The following is a 16,197-nucleotide window of genomic DNA, read 5'->3' on the forward strand; positions in this document are numbered from 1 at the left end:
GCGGTTACTCCCTCGCTCGGCGCGAGCGGACGAGCAAGCTCGCCGCTCGACCTCGCTCCGGTCGTCTCGCTGCGCTCCGGTCCGTTTGCGCCGACTCGGCGCTTCCCGGCTCCGCTTCGCTACGCCGGGGCCCAGCAGATTCCGTACGTCTGGCCGCCCTGCCACTGCTCGGCGCTGGGGAACTCCCACGACCACTCGTACTTGAGCGGGTCGTCGGCGACCTCGGCGGCAGCGGCCTTGCAGTCCTCGGCGCCCGCGCTGTTGACCTTCGCCTCGCCGGGGTACTTCCCGGAGCCGAGGTCGATGACCGAGAGCGCCCGCCAGGTGTGCTTGAGGGAGCACGGGACGCGCTTGAAGGACTCGGACTTCGGTGACGCCGTGCCGCACATCCGGAACGGCTCGGCGGTCTCGGAGTCACCCAGGACGCCCTTCATGTTGCCCTTGAGGGTCATCAGCGCGTTGGGACCGGCGATGCCGATGACGTCGCAGCGGAACCAGTTGGCGCCGGCCTCGGACTCCTTGATCGTCGGGGTGAACCAGACCGGACGCAGCATCGAGAGCCGCAGGTCGTCGGCGTCACCACCGAGATACCTGGTGACCTTGTTGGGGCACGCCTCGGCGACCTGGGCCGCGACCTGCTCCGAGTCGACCGCGACGAGGTGGCCGTCGACCACGTTCTTCAGCCGGCCCACGGCGTACGTCTGGGTGGTGTGCTTGCCCTTGCAGGAGACTGCGGTGCCGCCGGCGGTCGGGGCCAGCGCCTCGTCGTAGGTGAGGTTGTAGCAGGCCCCCTCCTTCGGGGACGGAGCCGCCGACGCGGAGGCGGACGGAGGCGCCGAGGAGGGTGACGGGGCAGACTTCGGCTCGCCTCCACCGCAACCGGCGAGAGCCAGGGCCCCCACGACGACGAGAGCCCCCCACAGCTTGTCGGACATGCTCACTCCTCGCTCACCGCCCAGCAGACCGCCCAGCGGTTGCCGGCGTTCCACTCCTTCTCACCAAACCATGTGTACCCGTAGTCGAAGCTTTCCGGGTAACCCAACCAGGCCTGGACCGAGCCCTTGCAGTACTGCGAGGCCTTCTTCTTGGACTCCGCGACACCGAGGAACTTGGTCTTGGCCTCGCCCAGCTTGATGGTCGTCACCGCGCGCATCTGGTGCGGCTCCGAGCAGGGAACCTTCGCGGAGGCGACGGTCTTGCCGGTGGCGCACACCATCCAGCGGTCCTCGACGTCCTCGACCTTCTTGACCTTGAGGAGGTCGCGGGTGGTGGTCGGCAGGTCGACGTACTCGGCGCCCTGCTGGCCACCGCCGACCACGTCGCAGCGGATCCAGCGCGCGCCCTCCTCCCAGGCCTTCTCCGAAGGTCCGAAGTAGACGTGGGAGAGCATCGAGCGCATCAGCAGGCTCTGGTCGGAGCCGACGTACTTCTCCAGCAGCTTGCGGCACTGGCTGAAGGCCCATTCGTTGACCTTCTCGTCGCCGTACGCCGCGTCCTTGAACTCGTCCGGGAGCGGTCCGGCGCCGAAGGTCTCGGCGTTGTGCGGCTCGTCGCAGGCGACGTACTTGTCGAAGTTGTAGGCCTCGGCGACGTCCTCGTGGGAGAGGTTGCGGCACTTGCCGACCTCGGGCACCGCGGTCGAGTCCACCTGCTTCGGGTCCTCGCCCTTCGCAGCCGCCCGATCACCGCCGCACCCGCTGAGCGCGAGGGCGGCGAGCACGACGATCACGAGGGACAAGACGGTCGTACGTCCAGGGGTATGGCCGATCACGGGGGTCGACTCTACTTGCGAACCCATGAGCGGGCCGAAAGCACAGATCAGGCGAGGACGGCCGCCAGCGTGGCTCCCAGCTCGTACGCCGCCTCGACGTGGGTGTCCTCGACGTCTCCCAGGACGTCGAGGATGTCGTAGGCCTGGGCCCATCCGAGGGCACCGACGATGGACTGCACCGAGCGGATCGCGCCGGTGGTGTCGTAGCGGCCGTGGACGTAGAGGCCATAGGGGCGCTTGGAGGTCGCACCAGCGGCTGAGCCGTCTCCTGGTCCGGCCCCACCCGAGGGATCGAGCGCGCCACCGACGGCCAGGAAGGTCGAGTCGAAGAAGTGCTTCAGGGCACCCGACATGTAGCCGAAGTTGGCGCTCGTGCCGAGCACGTAGCCATCGGCGGCCAGGACGTCCTCGGCGCTCGCCTCCAGGGCGGGACGTACGACGACCTCGACCCCCTCGATCTCGGGGTCGTTGGCGCCGGAGACCACCGCGTCGGTCAACCGCTGCAGCGACCGGGTGGGGGAGTGGTGGACGATCAGCAGCCTGGCCATGGTCACAGCCAACCATTGTTGTCGGCGGTGAGCACGGCCTCGGTGCGGTTGGCGGCGCCGGTCTTGCCGATCGCGGCGGAGAGATGGTTGCGCACGGTGCCCTCGGAGAGGACGAGCCGGGCCGCGATCGTGGCGACCGGTGACCCGTCCCGGGCGGCCCGGAGCACCTCGGTCTCGCGCTGGCTCAGCGGCGACTCACCGGCCACGAGGGAGTCGGTGGCGAGCTGGGGATCGACGACGCGCAGTCCCTGGTGGACGCGGCGTACGGCGTCGGCGAGCTGGGCCGCCGGGGTGTCCTTGACGACGAAGCCGGACGCACCAGCCTGCAGCGCCCGGCGCAGGTAGCCGGGGCGGCCGAAGGTGGTCACGATCAGCACCCGCGTCCCCGGAGCGGCGCGACGGACCTCGGCGGTCGCCGTGATGCCGTCGATCCCGGGCATCTCCACGTCCAGCAGCGCCACATCGGGGTGGTGCTCCAGCACGGCCGGTACGACCTCGGACCCGCTGCCGACCTCGGCGACGACCTCGAGGTCGGGCTCGAGGCCGAGGAGTGCCGAGAGGGCGCCGCGTACGAGCGCCTGGTCGTCGGCGAGGAGCAGCCTGATCGTCACGGGCTGACCTCCCCGTCGGCGGACATGACCAGCTCGAACCCGGATCCGGTACGCGTCGTCAGCACGGCGCCCATGGCGCCGGCCCGCTCCCGCAGACCGGTCAGCCCGGACCCGGACTCATTGCCGGCCCGGCGACCGTGGCCGTTGTCGTGGACGGTCACCGACCTCGGGGTGAGCACGATCTCGCACCGGCGCGCACCCGAGTGCCGGATGACGTTGGTGACCCCTTCGCGGATGGTCCAGGCGAAGAGCTCGCGCAGCCCGGAGGGCACCTCGTCGGTCGACTGGGGCAGCACCGGCTCGATGCCGGCCGCCTCCAGCGCCGCCCGCGCCCGGGCGAGCTCGCCCGGCAGGGTCAGCTCGCGGTAGCCCTCGACCGCGCGGCGTACGTCGGCGAGCGCGTCGCGGGAGAGCCGCTCGAGGTCGGCGAGCTCCTGCTTGGCCCGGTCGGGTGCTACGTCGACCAGGCGCTGGGCCAGCTCGGCCTTGACCGTGATGACGGTGAGGGAGTGGCCGAGGATGTCGTGCAGGTCGCGGGCGAACCGGTTGCGCTCGTCGGCCAGCGCCAGCCGGGTGTTCTCGTGCTGGGCGCCGACGAGGGCGACGTTGCGCCGCATCACCGACCGTACGCCGAGCATCGCCGCCGAGGCGGCGCAGACCGCGAACGCGGTGTCGATCTGCGAGCCCCAGCCCGGCACCAGCCCGGTGATCGCGACGCCGCCCGCGATGCAGACGATGGCGATGTAGACCGCCGGGGTCGGCAGCGTCATCACGCAGGCGACCGCGAGATAGACCAGGCCGGCGATGCCGCCCTCGCCGAGGGTGGCGATCATGACCGCGGCGAGCAGGCCGAGCACGGCGAGGTAGGGCGCCACGAAGCTCGCCGGCGGCTGCTCGACGAGCCGGAGCATGCCCCGCGCCCGCACCCAGATCAGCATGTAGGCCACCGCGAAGCAGAGCGTCGCCACGATCCCGATCACGCCCTCGGGTGTGTCGCGGGCCTGCCAGCCGACGTGGAGCGGGGTGATCAGGAAGAAGAGCCAGATGAAGGCGAACCAGGGACCGACGACGGTCCACCGCCTGTTCGCGGCGGCCGGCTGCGGCCCCTGGTCGATGCTCACGGAAACAGATTAGTTAGTCAGGCGGGTTAGTCAGACCCGTGCCGTGTCCTTGCTCATCCGCCAGGCGGCGCCGGCGATGAAGATCAGGAACCAGGCGATCGCGTTCACGACGGCGTACCAGGGCAGCTCGTGGGTCAGCGGTGCCCGGGTGACCTCGGCGACGCCGTACATCGGGGTCCAGTAGGCGATGTGCCGCACCACCGGGGCGTAGGTGCTCAGCGGGATGAAGAGCCCGCCCAGGAAGGAGAGCAGCGCCAGGCCCGGCCCGAGGATCTGCATCGCATTCTCACCGGGCACGACGTAGCCGACGAAGACGCCGAGCGCGGCGAAGGTGAGGGTGCAGAACAGGGTCACCACCATCGCGGTGACCCACACCGAGACCGGCATCTCGGCCTTGCCCTGGATCCGGCCGATGAGGTTGACGGTCAAGATGGCCAGCGCGCCCATGGCGAGTGCGACGACCGCCTTCGTCAGGATGTACGCCACCGGGTTCAGCGGCGTCAGCCGCAGCTGTCGCGACCAGCCGACCGAGCGCTCCAGCGCCACCATCGAGCCGACGCTGGCCGCGGTCATCGCGGCGCCGTACATCGCCATCGAGATCAGGATGTACGCCGCGACGTTCCCCTCGCCGGCCGGCTGCTCCCACCCCGACTGCCCGCCGAAGGCGAGCGCCAGACCGGCCGGGAGGAGCAGCGTGAAGATCACCGTACGCCGGTTGCGCAGCAGCCGCCGCAGCTCGATCCGGAGCAGGGTGAGGTTGAAGCCGCCCAGGGGAGGGGTGCGGCGGGCGGTCACGGGATTGATGGCGTTGGTGGTCACTGGTCGTCTCCGGTCAGGCTGAGGAAGGCTTCCTCGAGGTTCTTGGACGTGATCTCGAGGTCGCGGGCGGCGGTCTCGGTCAGGAGGAAGCGCGCGACCGCGTCGCTCTCCTTGGTGTGGACGACGACCTGCTCGCCGCGTACGTCGATGCCGTCGATCCCGCCCACCGAGCGCAGGCGTGCCTCGGCCTCGGCGGTGAAGCCGTCGACCGTCGCGCGCACGGTGCGGCCGGCGGCCAGCGCGCGGATCTCCGAGCCGGTGCCGTCGGCGACGATGCGACCGTGGGAGATGAGCACGATCCGGTCGGCGTACCGGTCCGCCTCCTCGAGGTAGTGGGTGGCGAACATGACCGTCCGGCCGCGCTCGGCGTCGGCGCGGATGGCGTTCCAGAACGTACGCCGCCCCTCGACGTCCATGCCGGTGGTCGGCTCGTCGAGGAGCAGCAGCGCCGGGTCGGGGAGCAGAGCCATCGCGAAGCGGAGCCGCTGCTGCTCACCGCCGGAGCACTTGCCGACCCTGCGGCCGGCGATCCCTGCGATGCCGGCGCCCCGGAGCGCATCCTCGACCGGCATGGTGTCGGCGAAGAGGCTCGCGGTGTACTCCACCGTCTCGCGCACGGTCATGTCCTTGAGGAGCCCGCCGGTCTGCATCACGGCGGAGACGAGCCCGCGGGCGACCGCGTCGCGTGGCGTGCGACCGAGCACCTCGGCGGTGCCGGACGTGGGCCGGGTGAGGCCGAGGATCATGTCGATCGTGGTGGTCTTCCCGGCCCCGTTCGGCCCGAGGAACGCCACCACCTCGCCTTGGCCGAGGTCGAGGTCGATGCCGCGAACCGCCTCGACGTCACCGAAGTGCTTGGTGACGGAGTCGAGGCGCACGGCGGACGTGGTGCGGGTGGGTGTGGCAACGCTCATACCGACAAGCGTGGCCCGAGGTCACCCGCGATGCCTCGTCCCTTCCTCACGAGCGTGAGGTGACAAATGTCAGGCGACCAGGCGGCGGCCGGTGACCTCCTTGGGGCGCAGTCGCACCCACAACGGACGAGGGCCGGCGGGCCAGGGATGGAGGTTCTTGACCTGGTCGGGGATCTGGTCCTCGCGGTAGAGGATCTCGGCGCGTCCCTTGAACAGCGCCGACCAGCCTACATGGGTGTCGGGGGCGAGGTCGTCGACCAGCAGCGCCACGGCGCTCTCGTCGATCTGCTCGGCCATCGAGGAGTGGGCCGAGGTGCGGATCCAGAGCTCCTTCTCGTGCACGACGTGGTTCACCGGCAGCACCACCGGGCCGCGCGGTCCGGTCCAGCCGATCCGGGAGATCTGGGTGTCCGTCGCGAACCGCCAGGTCTCCTCGACCGTGAGCTCTTCCAGTTGGGCCACGCCCGTTCCTCCCCTTAGTCGTCAGTTCGGTGCCAGTCTGCCAGTTCTGTTCTGTTATTGTTACCGAGTCATGATGCGCAGCCTCCTCCTTAGCTGCCGCAGCGGGGTCTGAGAAGCCGGACTCCCTCGCTGCGGAGGTTCGACGTGCGCCGGCACTCGCTCCCACCTGATGAGGACTCCATGACCAACCTGAGCAACTCCAGCAACCAGCAGAAGACGTCGGGGATGCCGCACCAGCGCTATCGCGCGTTCGTGCCCGTCGACGTTCCCGACCGCACCTGGCCGGCCAAGAAGATCACCCAGGCTCCGCGGTGGCTCTCCACCGACCTGCGTGACGGCAACCAGGCCCTGATCGACCCGATGACGCCGGCCCGCAAGCTGCGGATGTTCGAGCTGCTGGTCGCGATGGGCTACAAGGAGATCGAGGTCGGCTTCCCGTCGGCCTCGCAGACCGACTTCGACTTCGTGCGCAAGCTGATCGAGGACGACCGGATCCCCGATGACGTACAGATCTCGGTTCTGACCCAGGCTCGCGAGGACCTCATCTCGCGCACCGCCGAGTCGATCGCCGGCGCCCCGCGCGCCACGATCCACCTCTACAACGCCACCGCGGAGCTGTTCCGCCGGGTCGTGTTCAACGTGACCCCGGCCGAATGCATCGGGATCGCGGTGCGCGGCACCGAGATGGTGATGAAGTACGCCGAGGAGTACGTCCCCGAGCTGATCGGCACCGAGGACTTCGGCTACCAGTACAGCCCGGAGATCTTCACCCAGACCGACACCGACTACGCGCTCGAGGTCTGCGAGCGGGTCTCGGACGTGTGGCAGCCGGAGGCCGGCCGGGAGATCATCCTCAACCTGCCCGCCACCGTGGAGATGTCGACCCCGAACACCTACGCCGACCAGATCGAGTACTTCGGGCGGGGCCTGACCCGCCGCGAGCACTCCGCCATCAGCCTCCACCCGCACAACGACCGCGGCACCGCGGTCGCGGCCACCGAGCTCGGCCTGATGGCCGGCGCCGACCGCGTCGAGGGCTGCCTGTTCGGTCACGGCGAGCGCACCGGCAACGTCGACCTGGTCACCCTGGGCATGAACCTCTTCTCCCAGGGCATCGACCCGCAGATCGACTTCACCGTCGGTGGCGGCATCGACGAGATCCGTCGCACGGTCGAGTACGTCACCAACATCAACGTCCACCCGCGCCACCCCTACGCCGGCGACCTGGTCTACACCGCCTTCTCCGGGTCCCACCAGGACGCCATCAAGAAGGGCCTGGAGGACCTCGACCGGATCGCCGCCGATGCCGGCAAGGACGTCAGCGAGATCCCGTGGGAGGCGCCCTACCTGCCCATCGACCCCAAGGACGTCGGCCGCACCTACGAGGCCGTCATCCGGGTCAACAGCCAGTCCGGTAAGGGCGGCGTGGCCTACCTGCTCAAGACCGAGCACTCCCTGGACCTGCCGCGTCGCGCGCAGATCGAGTTCAGCCGGGTGGTCCAGCAGCACACCGACTCCGAGGGTGGCGAGGTCAGCCCGGAGGAGATCTGGTCGATCTTCTCCAAGGAGTACCTCGAGCGCGAGGAGCCGTACGCCCTGGAGAGCTGGTCCTCGGTGACCGACGCCGAGGGCGGCGACCAGCAGGTCGTCGACCTGCGGGTGCGCGGCGAGGCGCGCACCTACAAGGGCGCCGGCAACGGCCCGGTGGCCGCGTTCGTCGATGCGCTCAAGGAGGCCGGCGCCGAGATCCGGGTGCTCGACTACGCCGAGCACGCGCTCTCGGCCGGTGGCGACGCGGCCGCGGCTGCGTACGTCGAGTGTGAGATCGCCGGCGAGATCGTGTGGGGCATCGGCATCCACGAGAACATCGTCACCGCCTCCCTGCGGGCCGTGGTCTGCGCGGCCAACCGCGCCCAGGCGGTCACGATCCCGCGCGGCTGACGCTCCGCCGAGATCTGCCGAGTCGGCGCGTTCGAACGCGCCGACTCGGCGACCGGCTCAGGCCGATCACCAGGCCCAGCGCGACCACCGCGGTGCCGATCCAGACCATCGGTCCGGGCACGATCCCGTGGAGAGGTACGCCGAGGCCGGCCGCCGCCACGGGCACGACGCCGGTCAGCAGGCCGGCGCGGCCGGAGCCGAGGCGCTTGACCGCGGTGAACCAGAGCAGGAACGCGAGCGTGGTGACGACCGCCGCCAGGTGGAGCGCCGCGAGCAGGTCACCGGTGTCGAGCGTGGTGACGGCGGCCGGTCCTTCGGTCGTGACACCGACGACGGCCATGCCGGCCGTAGCCATCCACACCGAGTGGAACGAGACGCCGAAGGCGCCCAGGCGCGGGAGGACGGGCACCGCCAGGAGCGTGAAGCCCGCCTCGCAGACCAGCACCAGGAGCGCGTAGCCGACCCCGGCCGCGTCGGTCCTCCCGAAGCCCTCGACCACGACGGCACCCGCGGTCACGACCATGGCCCCGATGATCACGCTGCGTGCCGGCAGGGTGCGGGTCGCGACCGCCGGGACGACAGCGAGCAGCATCGGAACCGCGGCGACGGCGACGCCGATCACCGCTGGCTCGGCATGCGCGACGCCGCGGACGACGCCGACGTTGAAGAGCACCAGGCCGGCGGTCGCCACCCCGGCCAGCCAGAGCCACTCGCGACCGCGGGGCCGCGGCACCCGCCAGCCGGTGACCCGTGCGACCGCGAGCAGGAGGAGGGCGGCGAGGGCATAACGGACGCTCTGCAGGGTGAAGAGCGGGGCATCGGTGATCGCTGCCGAGACGGCGACGCTGCTGCCGACGCAGGCCATCCCGGCCGCGGCGAAGACGATGCCGAGCAGGGCGCCGCGGCGGGACGCCGCTCCGACGTGGTCAGCGGCGTCGGCGATGTCGGGGAGGGCTTCGGTGGTCATGTCTACGAGGTTCGCTCCAGCTTGGTCTGGCGAACAGATCCAAACTTGACGTGGCAGAGTGGACCAAGTGAGCGGTGCGGACTTCCTCCAGCTCGACCCGGCCGGTGTGCCGGCGGGTGGGCTGGCGACCTGGCTGACCGGTGCGCTGCGCGACGCGGTCGCCGACGGCCGGCTCGCGGTCGATGCCCGGGTGCCGGCGTCGCGCACCCTCGCGACCCAGCTCGGTGTCTCGCGCGGGGTGGTGGTCGAGGCGTACCAGCGGCTCACCGACGAGGGGCTGCTCTCGGCCCGCAGCGGCGGCGGCACGCGGGTGAGCGCGGTCCCTGGAGCCGTACGCCGTCTCGGTGCCGCCACCCGGCTGCCGACTCCCGATCTGGACCTCTCCCCGGGAGTGCCGGACCTCTCGGCCTTCCCGAGGGCCGCGTGGGCGAAGGCGTCGCGGGAGGTGCTCGCCGAGATCGGCAGCGCCGACCTCGGCTACGGCGATCCGCGCGGCGTGCCGGCGCTCCGGGAGGCGCTCGCGGTCTGGCTGGGCCGCACCCGCGGCCTCACGGTCTCGCCCGACGAGATCCTGGTGATCAACGGGGTCGCCCAGGGGCTCGTGCTCCTGGCGCGCTGGCTGGAGGAGCGTGGCCGGACCAGGGTCGGCTTCGAGGAGCCGGGATCCTACGGTGGCCGCGTGCACCTGCAGCGGTGGGGGATGACGACGGTCCCGGTGCCGGTGGACGGCGACGGTCTGGACGTGGCGGCGCTCGATGCCAGCGGCGTCGATGCCGTCGTGGTCACGCCGGCGCACCAGTTCCCGACCGGGGTCGTGCTCTCTCCGCAGCGGCGCCGGGAGCTGGTCGCGTGGGTCCGGGCGGAGCCGGACCGGCTGGTGATCGAGGACGACTACGATGCCGAGCACCGCTACGACCGGCCGCCGGTCGCGGCGGTGAAGGTGCTCGCACCCGACCGGGTCGTCCACCTCGGCAGCGTCTCCAAGACGCTCGCACCCGCGATGCGGATCGGCTGGCTCGTCGCCCCGTCCGGCATGCAGGAGGAGTTGGTCGAGGCTCGCTACTGGCTCGATCTGGCCAGCCCGGCGCTACCCCAGATCATCCTGGCGCGGATGCTCACCTCGGGTGCTTTCGAGCGACACCTGAGACTGGTCCGGCAGCGACACAAGGCTCGCCGCGATGCCCTGCTCCAGGCGCTCGCCGAGCACCTGCCGGCGGTTCGGGTCCGAGGCGTCGCGGCCGGACTGCACGTACTGGCGACGCTTCCCGACGGAGTCGACGATGCGGCGGTCGCCGAGACCGCTCTGGAAGCGGGCATCGCGGTCCACCTGCTGTCCCGGCACCGTCAGGGCGAGGGCCCGCCGGGGCTGGTGATCGGCTACGCGGCGACCACCCCTGACCGCCTGCGGGAGGCGGTCAGGCGGCTGGCGCCGTTGATCTCCTAGGAGCTCCTAGGACTCCACGTCGTACTTCGCGCACAGACCCAGGCGGCTGCCGGCCATCCAGGCGGTCTTGAACGGCGGCTTGAACATCGTCGCCTCCGCCGGACAGCCGCCCAGCCCCTGGACGTTGGTATCGCTCTGCTCGGGGTAGGTGTCGCCGGTCATCTCGAAGGTGTCGACGACGATGTAGTCGTGGGTGGTCCCGCAGCGGACGACCTTGTCGATCTTGCTGTCGATGCAGGCCCGCAGGTCGGTCGGGAACGGGTCGGGCACCGGGTCCTCGGGCAGGTCGATCATCGGTGCTCCCTGGACCGTCACCCCGACGTCGCACCGGACGTAGCGGTCGCCGTCGTTCCAGGTGGCCTCCGCGGGCCAGTACCAGCTGACGATGTAGGCGGTGCGGGCCAGCGTCTCGGGGTGCAGCCCGAGGCCGGTCTCCAGGCGGGTGAAGCAGGCGGCCCCGGCCGCCTCGTTGTCGTTGTAGGTCTTCACGTCGGTGGCGACGTGGAAGGTGTAGAGCGTGTGCGGCTCGGCGCAGTCCACCGGCTCCGTCTCGTCGACGAACTCGGTGGCTGCGGCGTAGTCGAGATTGCGGCACTCGCCGGCCACGGGCAGGTGACTTCCACCGTTGGTCACGAAGAAGATCAGCCCCGCGATGAGCCCGATGACCACGACAGCGGCCAGACCACCGACCAGGAGCCCGGTGCGCTTCCGCTTCTGCGGGTGCTGTGTCGCGATGCTGGTCGGCACCGTCGTGGGCTGCTCGAAGGGCGATCCGGTCGGCGGGCCGCTGGGAGGTCCACTGGGTGGCCCGCTGGGGGGCCCGCTGGGCGGTGGAGGCTGAGGCGCGGAGTGAGCCTGCCCGGGGGTGACGCGGGTGCCTGTGACCGCGCCGCGGAGCCCATCGGCGAACGAGCGCGCATCGGGCCAGCGGTCCTCGGCCCGGGGCTCCAGCGCCCGGGCGATGGCCTGGCTGATCGGGGCCGGGAGGGGACGTACGGAACCTGCCTCGGGGACTCGGGAGGTGAGCCCGAGAGCGGGGGCGGGGGAGCGGCCGGCAAGCAGCGCCCAGGCGACCGCGCCGAGAGCTCGCACGTCGGCGCGGTGGTCGATCGGCAGCGACGGGTCGAGCTGCTCGGGCGCCATGTAGGACGGGGTGCCGATGTCGCGGGTGACCTCGTTGAGGGAGTCGAGCGAGCGGGCCACACCCAGGTCGGCGATCATCACCCGGCGAGCGCCGGCGGTGCCGCCGGAGGTCTCGGAGGTGACCAGCAGGTTGGCGGGCTTGATGTCGCGGTGGATCACCCCGCGAGCCTTCAGCGCCATGAGTCCGTCGGCGGCCTGAGCGACGATGTCGGCGACCTCGTGCACGTCCAGACCGCCGGGGGAGCCCTGGAGAAGGTCGGCGACCGAGCCGCCGTCGGCGTACGACATCACGAAGAAGGGGATGCCGGTGCTCGTCTGGCCGATGTCGTAGACACGCACGACATGGGGCGAGTCGACCGAGCGGAGCAGCCGCGCCTCCTGGAGGAAGCGCTTGTGGATCTCCGGGTTCGACACCCACCCGGGGGCGAGCGCCTTGACCGCTACGTGGGAGTCGAGATCGGGGTCGTAGTAGAGCCAGACGGAGGCGAAGGCACCGGCGCCGATGTGGCGGACCTGCTGCAGCCGCCCGAGACTGGTCGGGAAGGTCGCGCTCATGGCCGAATCATGCCCTGAATCCTCCGGGAGGGGCTGCGGTGACACCTACTTGAGCGGGTTTCGCTAAGAAATCGAGACCTACTACTTCCCGAAGCGTTCCTTGTCCTGCTTGACCGCGGCGTGCGCGTCGGAGCCGACGTTCTCCCGCAGCTCCTTGGCGGACTCGCGGATGGCGTCGGAGATGATCTCGTGGACCCGAGGGTCGGCCAGGCCATCCTCGACCAGACGCAGCACGGTGTCGGCCACCAGACGGACGACGTCGTCGTGGAAGGGGAGATACCGCAGCTTCCCGGTCGCCTGGTCCTGCCGGATGAGGTCGATGATCAGCGCGTCGATCTCGGCGCGGTTCTCCTCCATCGCGGTGGAGATGTGCCGGGTGTAGTTGCCGGTCTGGATCACCGCGATCACCTCGTCGAGCACCGCGACCGTGATCGGCGTCCGGATCGCGTCGACGATCGATCCGGAGAACCTCCCCACCACGTACGCCGAGATCCGGTCGCCGAACGCACGGTCGGCCACCCGCATCAGCCGCGCGAAGATGACCACCACCCGCAGCAGCCGGAAGGCGCGGAAGGCCGGGTTGGAGAGCGGGATCATGCCGATGATCTCGTACCAGTAGAGCCCCAGGAACTTCCAGCCCAGGCCGGACCTGACCCAGCGGGCGCAGAACTCGACGAAGAAGATCCCGCAGATCACGTAGTCGGCGACGATCACCCGCTCTTCCCAGGGCGGAGGTACGTCCCAGAAGGTGACCCAGACCAGCAGGCCGACCGAGATGATCGCGAGCGCCAGCATCAGCCAGTCGACCAGCGTGACCGGCGGCGACGATGCAGCACCCGGCTCTCGCTCGTCGTGTCGACGGTCGATACCTGCGGAGCTCATGGTGGGCACGATAGGAGACGCGTCCACCAAAGCAGGTCAACCACACGCGTCGTTGCCATCATGTGGGCGTCGATGTCGGCCGGTCGCTGCCGCGGTTGTCGGTGCGGCGCGGCAGAATGGTGCTGTGCCCCTCTACCGCGACGAGGCCATCGTGCTTCGCACCCACAAGCTCGGTGAGGCCGACCGGATCATCACCATGCTCACCCGCCACCATGGACGGGTGCGTGCGGTGGCGAAGGGCGTGCGGCGTACGACCTCACGATGGGGTTCGCGGCTGGAGCCGTTCACCCACGTCGACCTGCAGTTCGCCGAGGGGCGCAACCTCGACACGATCACCCAGGCCGAGACGCTGACCCTGTTCCATGCCGGGATCGGGCTGGACTACGACCGCTACACCGCCGGCACCGCGATGCTCGAGACCGCCGACCGGCTGGTCCACGAGGAGGGCGAGCCGGCGCCGCAGCAGTATCTGCTGCTCGTCGGCGGGCTGCGGGTGCTCGCCCAGGGCGACCGGCTTCCTCGGCACGTGCTCGACTCCTACCTTCTCCGCTCGCTCGCGGTCGCCGGCTACGCACCGAGCTTCGAGGCCTGCGCGCGCTGCGGGCTGGAGGGCCCGCACCGCTGGTTCAACGTGTCGATGGGCGGTGCGCTGTGCACGACCTGCCGGGTGCCGGGCTCGGCGACGCCCTCGCCCGAGACGCTCACCCACCTCGGTGCGTTGCTCTCAGGTGACTGGGATACGGTCGGCGGCGCCGAGGACCGGACCAGCAGGCAGGCGAGCGGGTTGGTCGCTGCGTACCTCTCCTGGCATCTGGACCGCAACCTGCGCTCGCTCGAATACGTCGAGAGCTGAGGAACGATGGCCCACTCCCACGGCCACTCCCACGGTGGGCATGACGCCGAGGTGGAGGTCGAGGCTCTGCCGCGGTTGGTGCTGACCGTCTCGCTGGTGCTCGTCGCCGTGCTCACCGTCGTCGGGGTCGCGGTCTGGTGGCCCGACAGCGCCGCTGTCGACAAGCTCCAGGGGTCGCAGGAGTTCATCGCCGAGGGTGTCGTCTTCGAGACCGCCGACGTGGTCTCGGTCTCGGAGCCGTGCAGTGCCGAGGGCACGCCAGAGGGCTGCAACAAGGCTTCGGTGGAACTCACCAGCGGTCCCGACACCGGCACCGAGGTGGGGGTCGAGATCTCGACGCCGATGGCCCGCTCCGGCCTGGAGGCCGGTGACGAGGTGGAGCTCTCCCGCACCGAGAAGGAGGGGGAGGCGACGTACGCCTTCTTCGACGTCAAGCGCGGGCCGCCGCTGCTCCTGCTGGTCGGCCTCTTCGTCGCGTGTGTCGTCGCCGTCGCGCGGATGCGCGGGCTGATGGCCGTGCTCGGCCTGGGGTTCGCGGGGGCGGTGGTGTGGCTGTTCCTGCTGCCCGCGCTGCTCTCCGGCGAGCCCGCGGCGTGGGCCGCGCTGGTCTCCTCGGTGCTGATCCTCTACGTCGTGCTCTACACCACCCACGGGTTCTCGGTGCGGACGTCGGTGGCGCTCGCCGGGACCCTGGCCGGGGTCGCGGTGACGGCGCTGATCGGCACCTTCGCGATCGGCGCCAGCCGGCTGTCCGGGCTGGGCTCGGAGAGCGGTCAGACGCTCTCTTCGCTCGACGCCGCGCTCGACCTGCAGAGCCTGCTGGTCGCCGCGGTGATCATCGCCGGCCTCGGCGCGCTCAACGACGTCACCATCACCCAGGCCTCCGCGGTGTGGGAGCTGCGCGCCGCCGGTCCGAACACGTCACGCTGGGACGTCTTCCGCGGCGCGATGCGGATCGGCCGGGACCACGTCGCCTCGACGATCTACACGATCGTGTTCGCCTACGTCGGCAGCGCACTGACCCTGCTGCTGGTGATCCAGCTCTACGACCGCACCTTCCTCTCGCTGCTGACGACCGAGCAGATGGCCGGCGAGATCGTCGCCACCATGGCCGCGGGCATCGGGGTGGTGCTGGCGATGCCGATCACCACGATCATCGGCGCGCTGACCGTCCCCGGTCCGGCCGTGGACCCTGCGCAGATGGAGTACGACGCGCCCCGTCGCCCGATGGTCCCTTCCAGGCCGCAGCCTCCCGGGCCGCAGCCGCCTCCTGGGTATCGCCCGACTAGGGTTGGGCCTCGTGAGCAAGCCGGTCCGTACCCCAACACCCCACCCGTCCGGGGCTACCCCGCCCCCGGTCCCCAAGGACCTCGTCCCGCACCACGTGGCGATCATCATGGACGGCAACGGCCGATGGGCCAAGGACCGTGGCCTCCCCCGGACCAAGGGCCACGAAGCCGGTGAGTCCTCGCTCTTCGACGTCGTCGAGGGAGCCATCGAGATCGGCGTGAAGGCGATCTCGGCCTACGCGTTCTCCACCGAGAACTGGTCGCGCTCGCCCGACGAGGTGAAGTTCCTGATGGGCTTCAACCGCGACGTCATCCGCCGCCGCCGGGACGAGATGAACGAGCTCGGCGTCCGGGTGCGTTGGGCCGGTCGTGCGCCGCGACTGTGGAAGTCCGTCATCAACGAGCTCAAGATCGCCGAGGAGATGACCAAGGACAACACCGTCTGCACGCTGACAATGTGCGTCAACTACGGCGGTCGCGCCGAGCTCACCGACGCCGTGCGGCGGATGGGGGAGGACGTACGCGCCGGGAAGCTGCGTCCGGAGAAGATCACCGAGAAGACCTTCGAGCGTTATCTCTACGTCCCCGATCTCCCCGACGCCGACCTCATCTGGCGCACCTCCGGCGAGCAGCGGCTGTCCAACTACATGCTCTGGCAGGCCGCCTACTCCGAGTTCGTCTTCACCGACGTGCTGTGGCCCGACGTCGACCGTCGCCACCTGTGGCATGCCGTCGAGACGTACGCCTCCCGGGACCGCCGCTATGGCGGCGCCCTCCCCAACCCCGTCTGACCAGCCCCGCTGGTCGAGCCGCCGGAGCCGCTAGGCGGAGGCGTGGGGGGGGCGCACCCCCACAGGGGGCGGCCGGCCGCCTGGTT

At 70.5% G+C, this 16,197-nt stretch carries 15 protein-coding genes and 1 pseudogene; 5 read left to right on the forward strand and 11 right to left on the reverse strand.

Annotated features, from left to right (window positions below; all coding sequences use genetic code 11):
* Positions 1–119 precede the first annotated feature (119 nt).
* The 8 genes from ACFV9G_RS23805 to ACFV9G_RS23840 all read right to left on the reverse strand — a co-directional run bounded on the left by ACFV9G_RS23805 (position 120) and on the right by ACFV9G_RS23840 (position 6,246).
* Positions 120–935: a septum formation family protein gene (locus ACFV9G_RS23805; RefSeq protein ID WP_378730600.1), complete on the reverse strand. Its 816-nt coding sequence runs from the start codon at positions 933–935 to the stop codon at positions 120–122.
* Positions 936–937: 2 nt separating this feature from the next.
* Positions 938–1,771, reverse strand: a complete 834-nt coding sequence (locus tag ACFV9G_RS23810; protein ID WP_378730602.1) for a septum formation family protein — start codon at positions 1,769–1,771, stop codon at positions 938–940.
* A 47-nt stretch (positions 1,772–1,818) separates the two neighbouring features.
* A complete protein-coding gene (locus ACFV9G_RS23815) occupies positions 1,819–2,319 on the reverse strand; it encodes a flavodoxin family protein (RefSeq protein ID WP_378730604.1) in 501 nt (166 codons plus the stop codon).
* 2 nt (positions 2,320–2,321) lie between these two features.
* Complete coding sequence (locus ACFV9G_RS23820; protein ID WP_378730606.1) at positions 2,322–2,930, reverse strand: response regulator; 609 nt, start codon at positions 2,928–2,930, stop codon at positions 2,322–2,324.
* Complete coding sequence (locus ACFV9G_RS23825; RefSeq protein WP_378730608.1) at positions 2,927–4,051, reverse strand: sensor histidine kinase; 1,125 nt, start codon at positions 4,049–4,051, stop codon at positions 2,927–2,929. Before ACFV9G_RS23825 ends, ACFV9G_RS23820 begins: the two co-directional genes overlap by 4 nt.
* Before the next feature lie 30 nt (positions 4,052–4,081).
* Entirely contained in the window at positions 4,082–4,870 is a 789-nt protein-coding gene (locus ACFV9G_RS23830) for an ABC transporter permease (protein ID WP_378730610.1), read from the reverse strand.
* A complete protein-coding gene (locus tag ACFV9G_RS23835; protein WP_378730612.1) occupies positions 4,867–5,784 on the reverse strand; it encodes an ABC transporter ATP-binding protein in 918 nt (305 codons plus the stop codon). The genes ACFV9G_RS23830 and ACFV9G_RS23835 overlap by 4 nt, the downstream gene beginning before the upstream one ends.
* 69 nt (positions 5,785–5,853) lie before the next feature.
* A complete protein-coding gene (locus ACFV9G_RS23840) occupies positions 5,854–6,246 on the reverse strand; it encodes a pyridoxamine 5'-phosphate oxidase family protein (protein ID WP_378730614.1) in 393 nt (130 codons plus the stop codon).
* Positions 6,247–6,426: 180 nt separating this feature from the next.
* Between ACFV9G_RS23840 and leuA the strand changes: the two genes are divergently transcribed.
* Complete coding sequence (gene leuA / locus ACFV9G_RS23845; protein WP_378730616.1) at positions 6,427–8,187, forward strand: 2-isopropylmalate synthase; 1,761 nt, start codon at positions 6,427–6,429, stop codon at positions 8,185–8,187.
* Here the strand turns inward: leuA and ACFV9G_RS23850 are convergent.
* Positions 8,168–9,154 (reverse strand): DMT family transporter, encoded by a 987-nt coding sequence (locus tag ACFV9G_RS23850; protein WP_378730618.1) that lies wholly within the window; start codon positions 9,152–9,154, stop codon positions 8,168–8,170. The two genes, leuA and ACFV9G_RS23850, sit on opposite strands and share 20 nt — an antisense overlap.
* A 67-nt stretch (positions 9,155–9,221) precedes the next feature.
* Between ACFV9G_RS23850 and ACFV9G_RS23855 the strand changes: the two genes are divergently transcribed.
* Positions 9,222–10,598: a PLP-dependent aminotransferase family protein gene (locus tag ACFV9G_RS23855; RefSeq protein WP_378730620.1), complete on the forward strand. Its 1,377-nt coding sequence runs from the start codon at positions 9,222–9,224 to the stop codon at positions 10,596–10,598.
* Positions 10,599–10,604: 6 nt separating this feature from the next.
* Here ACFV9G_RS23855 and ACFV9G_RS23860 read toward each other — a convergent pair whose 3' ends face one another.
* Both ACFV9G_RS23860 and ACFV9G_RS23865 read right to left on the reverse strand, forming a co-directional pair.
* Positions 10,605–12,296: a protein kinase gene (locus tag ACFV9G_RS23860; RefSeq protein ID WP_378730622.1), complete on the reverse strand. Its 1,692-nt coding sequence runs from the start codon at positions 12,294–12,296 to the stop codon at positions 10,605–10,607.
* A gap of 81 nt (positions 12,297–12,377) precedes the next feature.
* Positions 12,378–13,178 (reverse strand): ion transporter, encoded by an 801-nt coding sequence (locus tag ACFV9G_RS23865; RefSeq protein WP_378730624.1) that lies wholly within the window; start codon positions 13,176–13,178, stop codon positions 12,378–12,380.
* A gap of 124 nt (positions 13,179–13,302) precedes the next feature.
* Here ACFV9G_RS23865 and recO point away from each other — a divergent pair, with 124 nt between their 5' ends.
* From recO to ACFV9G_RS23880, 3 genes and pseudogenes are all read left to right on the forward strand, one after another.
* Entirely contained in the window at positions 13,303–14,031 is a 729-nt protein-coding gene (gene recO, locus ACFV9G_RS23870) for a DNA repair protein RecO (RefSeq protein ID WP_378730626.1), read from the forward strand.
* Between the two features lie 342 nt (positions 14,032–14,373).
* Positions 14,374–15,183 (forward strand): annotated as a pseudogene (locus ACFV9G_RS23875) (YibE/F family protein); the annotation flags it as partial.
* Between the two features lie 139 nt (positions 15,184–15,322).
* Entirely contained in the window at positions 15,323–16,111 is a 789-nt protein-coding gene (locus tag ACFV9G_RS23880; protein WP_378730628.1) for an isoprenyl transferase, read from the forward strand.
* Positions 16,112–16,197: the final 86 nt, after the last annotated feature.

The organism is Nocardioides sp. NPDC059952 (assembly GCF_042730435.1).
In the GTDB taxonomy this organism is placed as follows: Bacteria; Actinomycetota; Actinomycetes; order Propionibacteriales; family Nocardioidaceae; genus Nocardioides.

Excerpts from the sequence above, each read along its gene's own strand:
- ACFV9G_RS23835 (WP_378730612.1), bottom strand. The coding sequence starts at position 5,784 with ATGAGCGTTGCCACACCCACCCGCACCACGTCCGCCGTGCGCCTCGAC.
- leuA (WP_378730616.1), top strand. The coding sequence starts at position 6,427 with ATGACCAACCTGAGCAACTCCAGCAACCAGCAGAAGACGTCGGGGATG.
- ACFV9G_RS23860 (WP_378730622.1), bottom strand. The coding sequence starts at position 12,296 with ATGAGCGCGACCTTCCCGACCAGTCTCGGGCGGCTGCAGCAGGTCCGC.
- ACFV9G_RS23815 (WP_378730604.1), bottom strand. The coding sequence starts at position 2,319 with ATGGCCAGGCTGCTGATCGTCCACCACTCCCCCACCCGGTCGCTGCAG.
- ACFV9G_RS23850 (WP_378730618.1), bottom strand. The coding sequence starts at position 9,154 with ATGACCACCGAAGCCCTCCCCGACATCGCCGACGCCGCTGACCACGTC.
- ACFV9G_RS23805 (WP_378730600.1), bottom strand. The coding sequence starts at position 935 with ATGTCCGACAAGCTGTGGGGGGCTCTCGTCGTCGTGGGGGCCCTGGCT.
- ACFV9G_RS23865 (WP_378730624.1), bottom strand. The coding sequence starts at position 13,178 with ATGAGCTCCGCAGGTATCGACCGTCGACACGACGAGCGAGAGCCGGGT.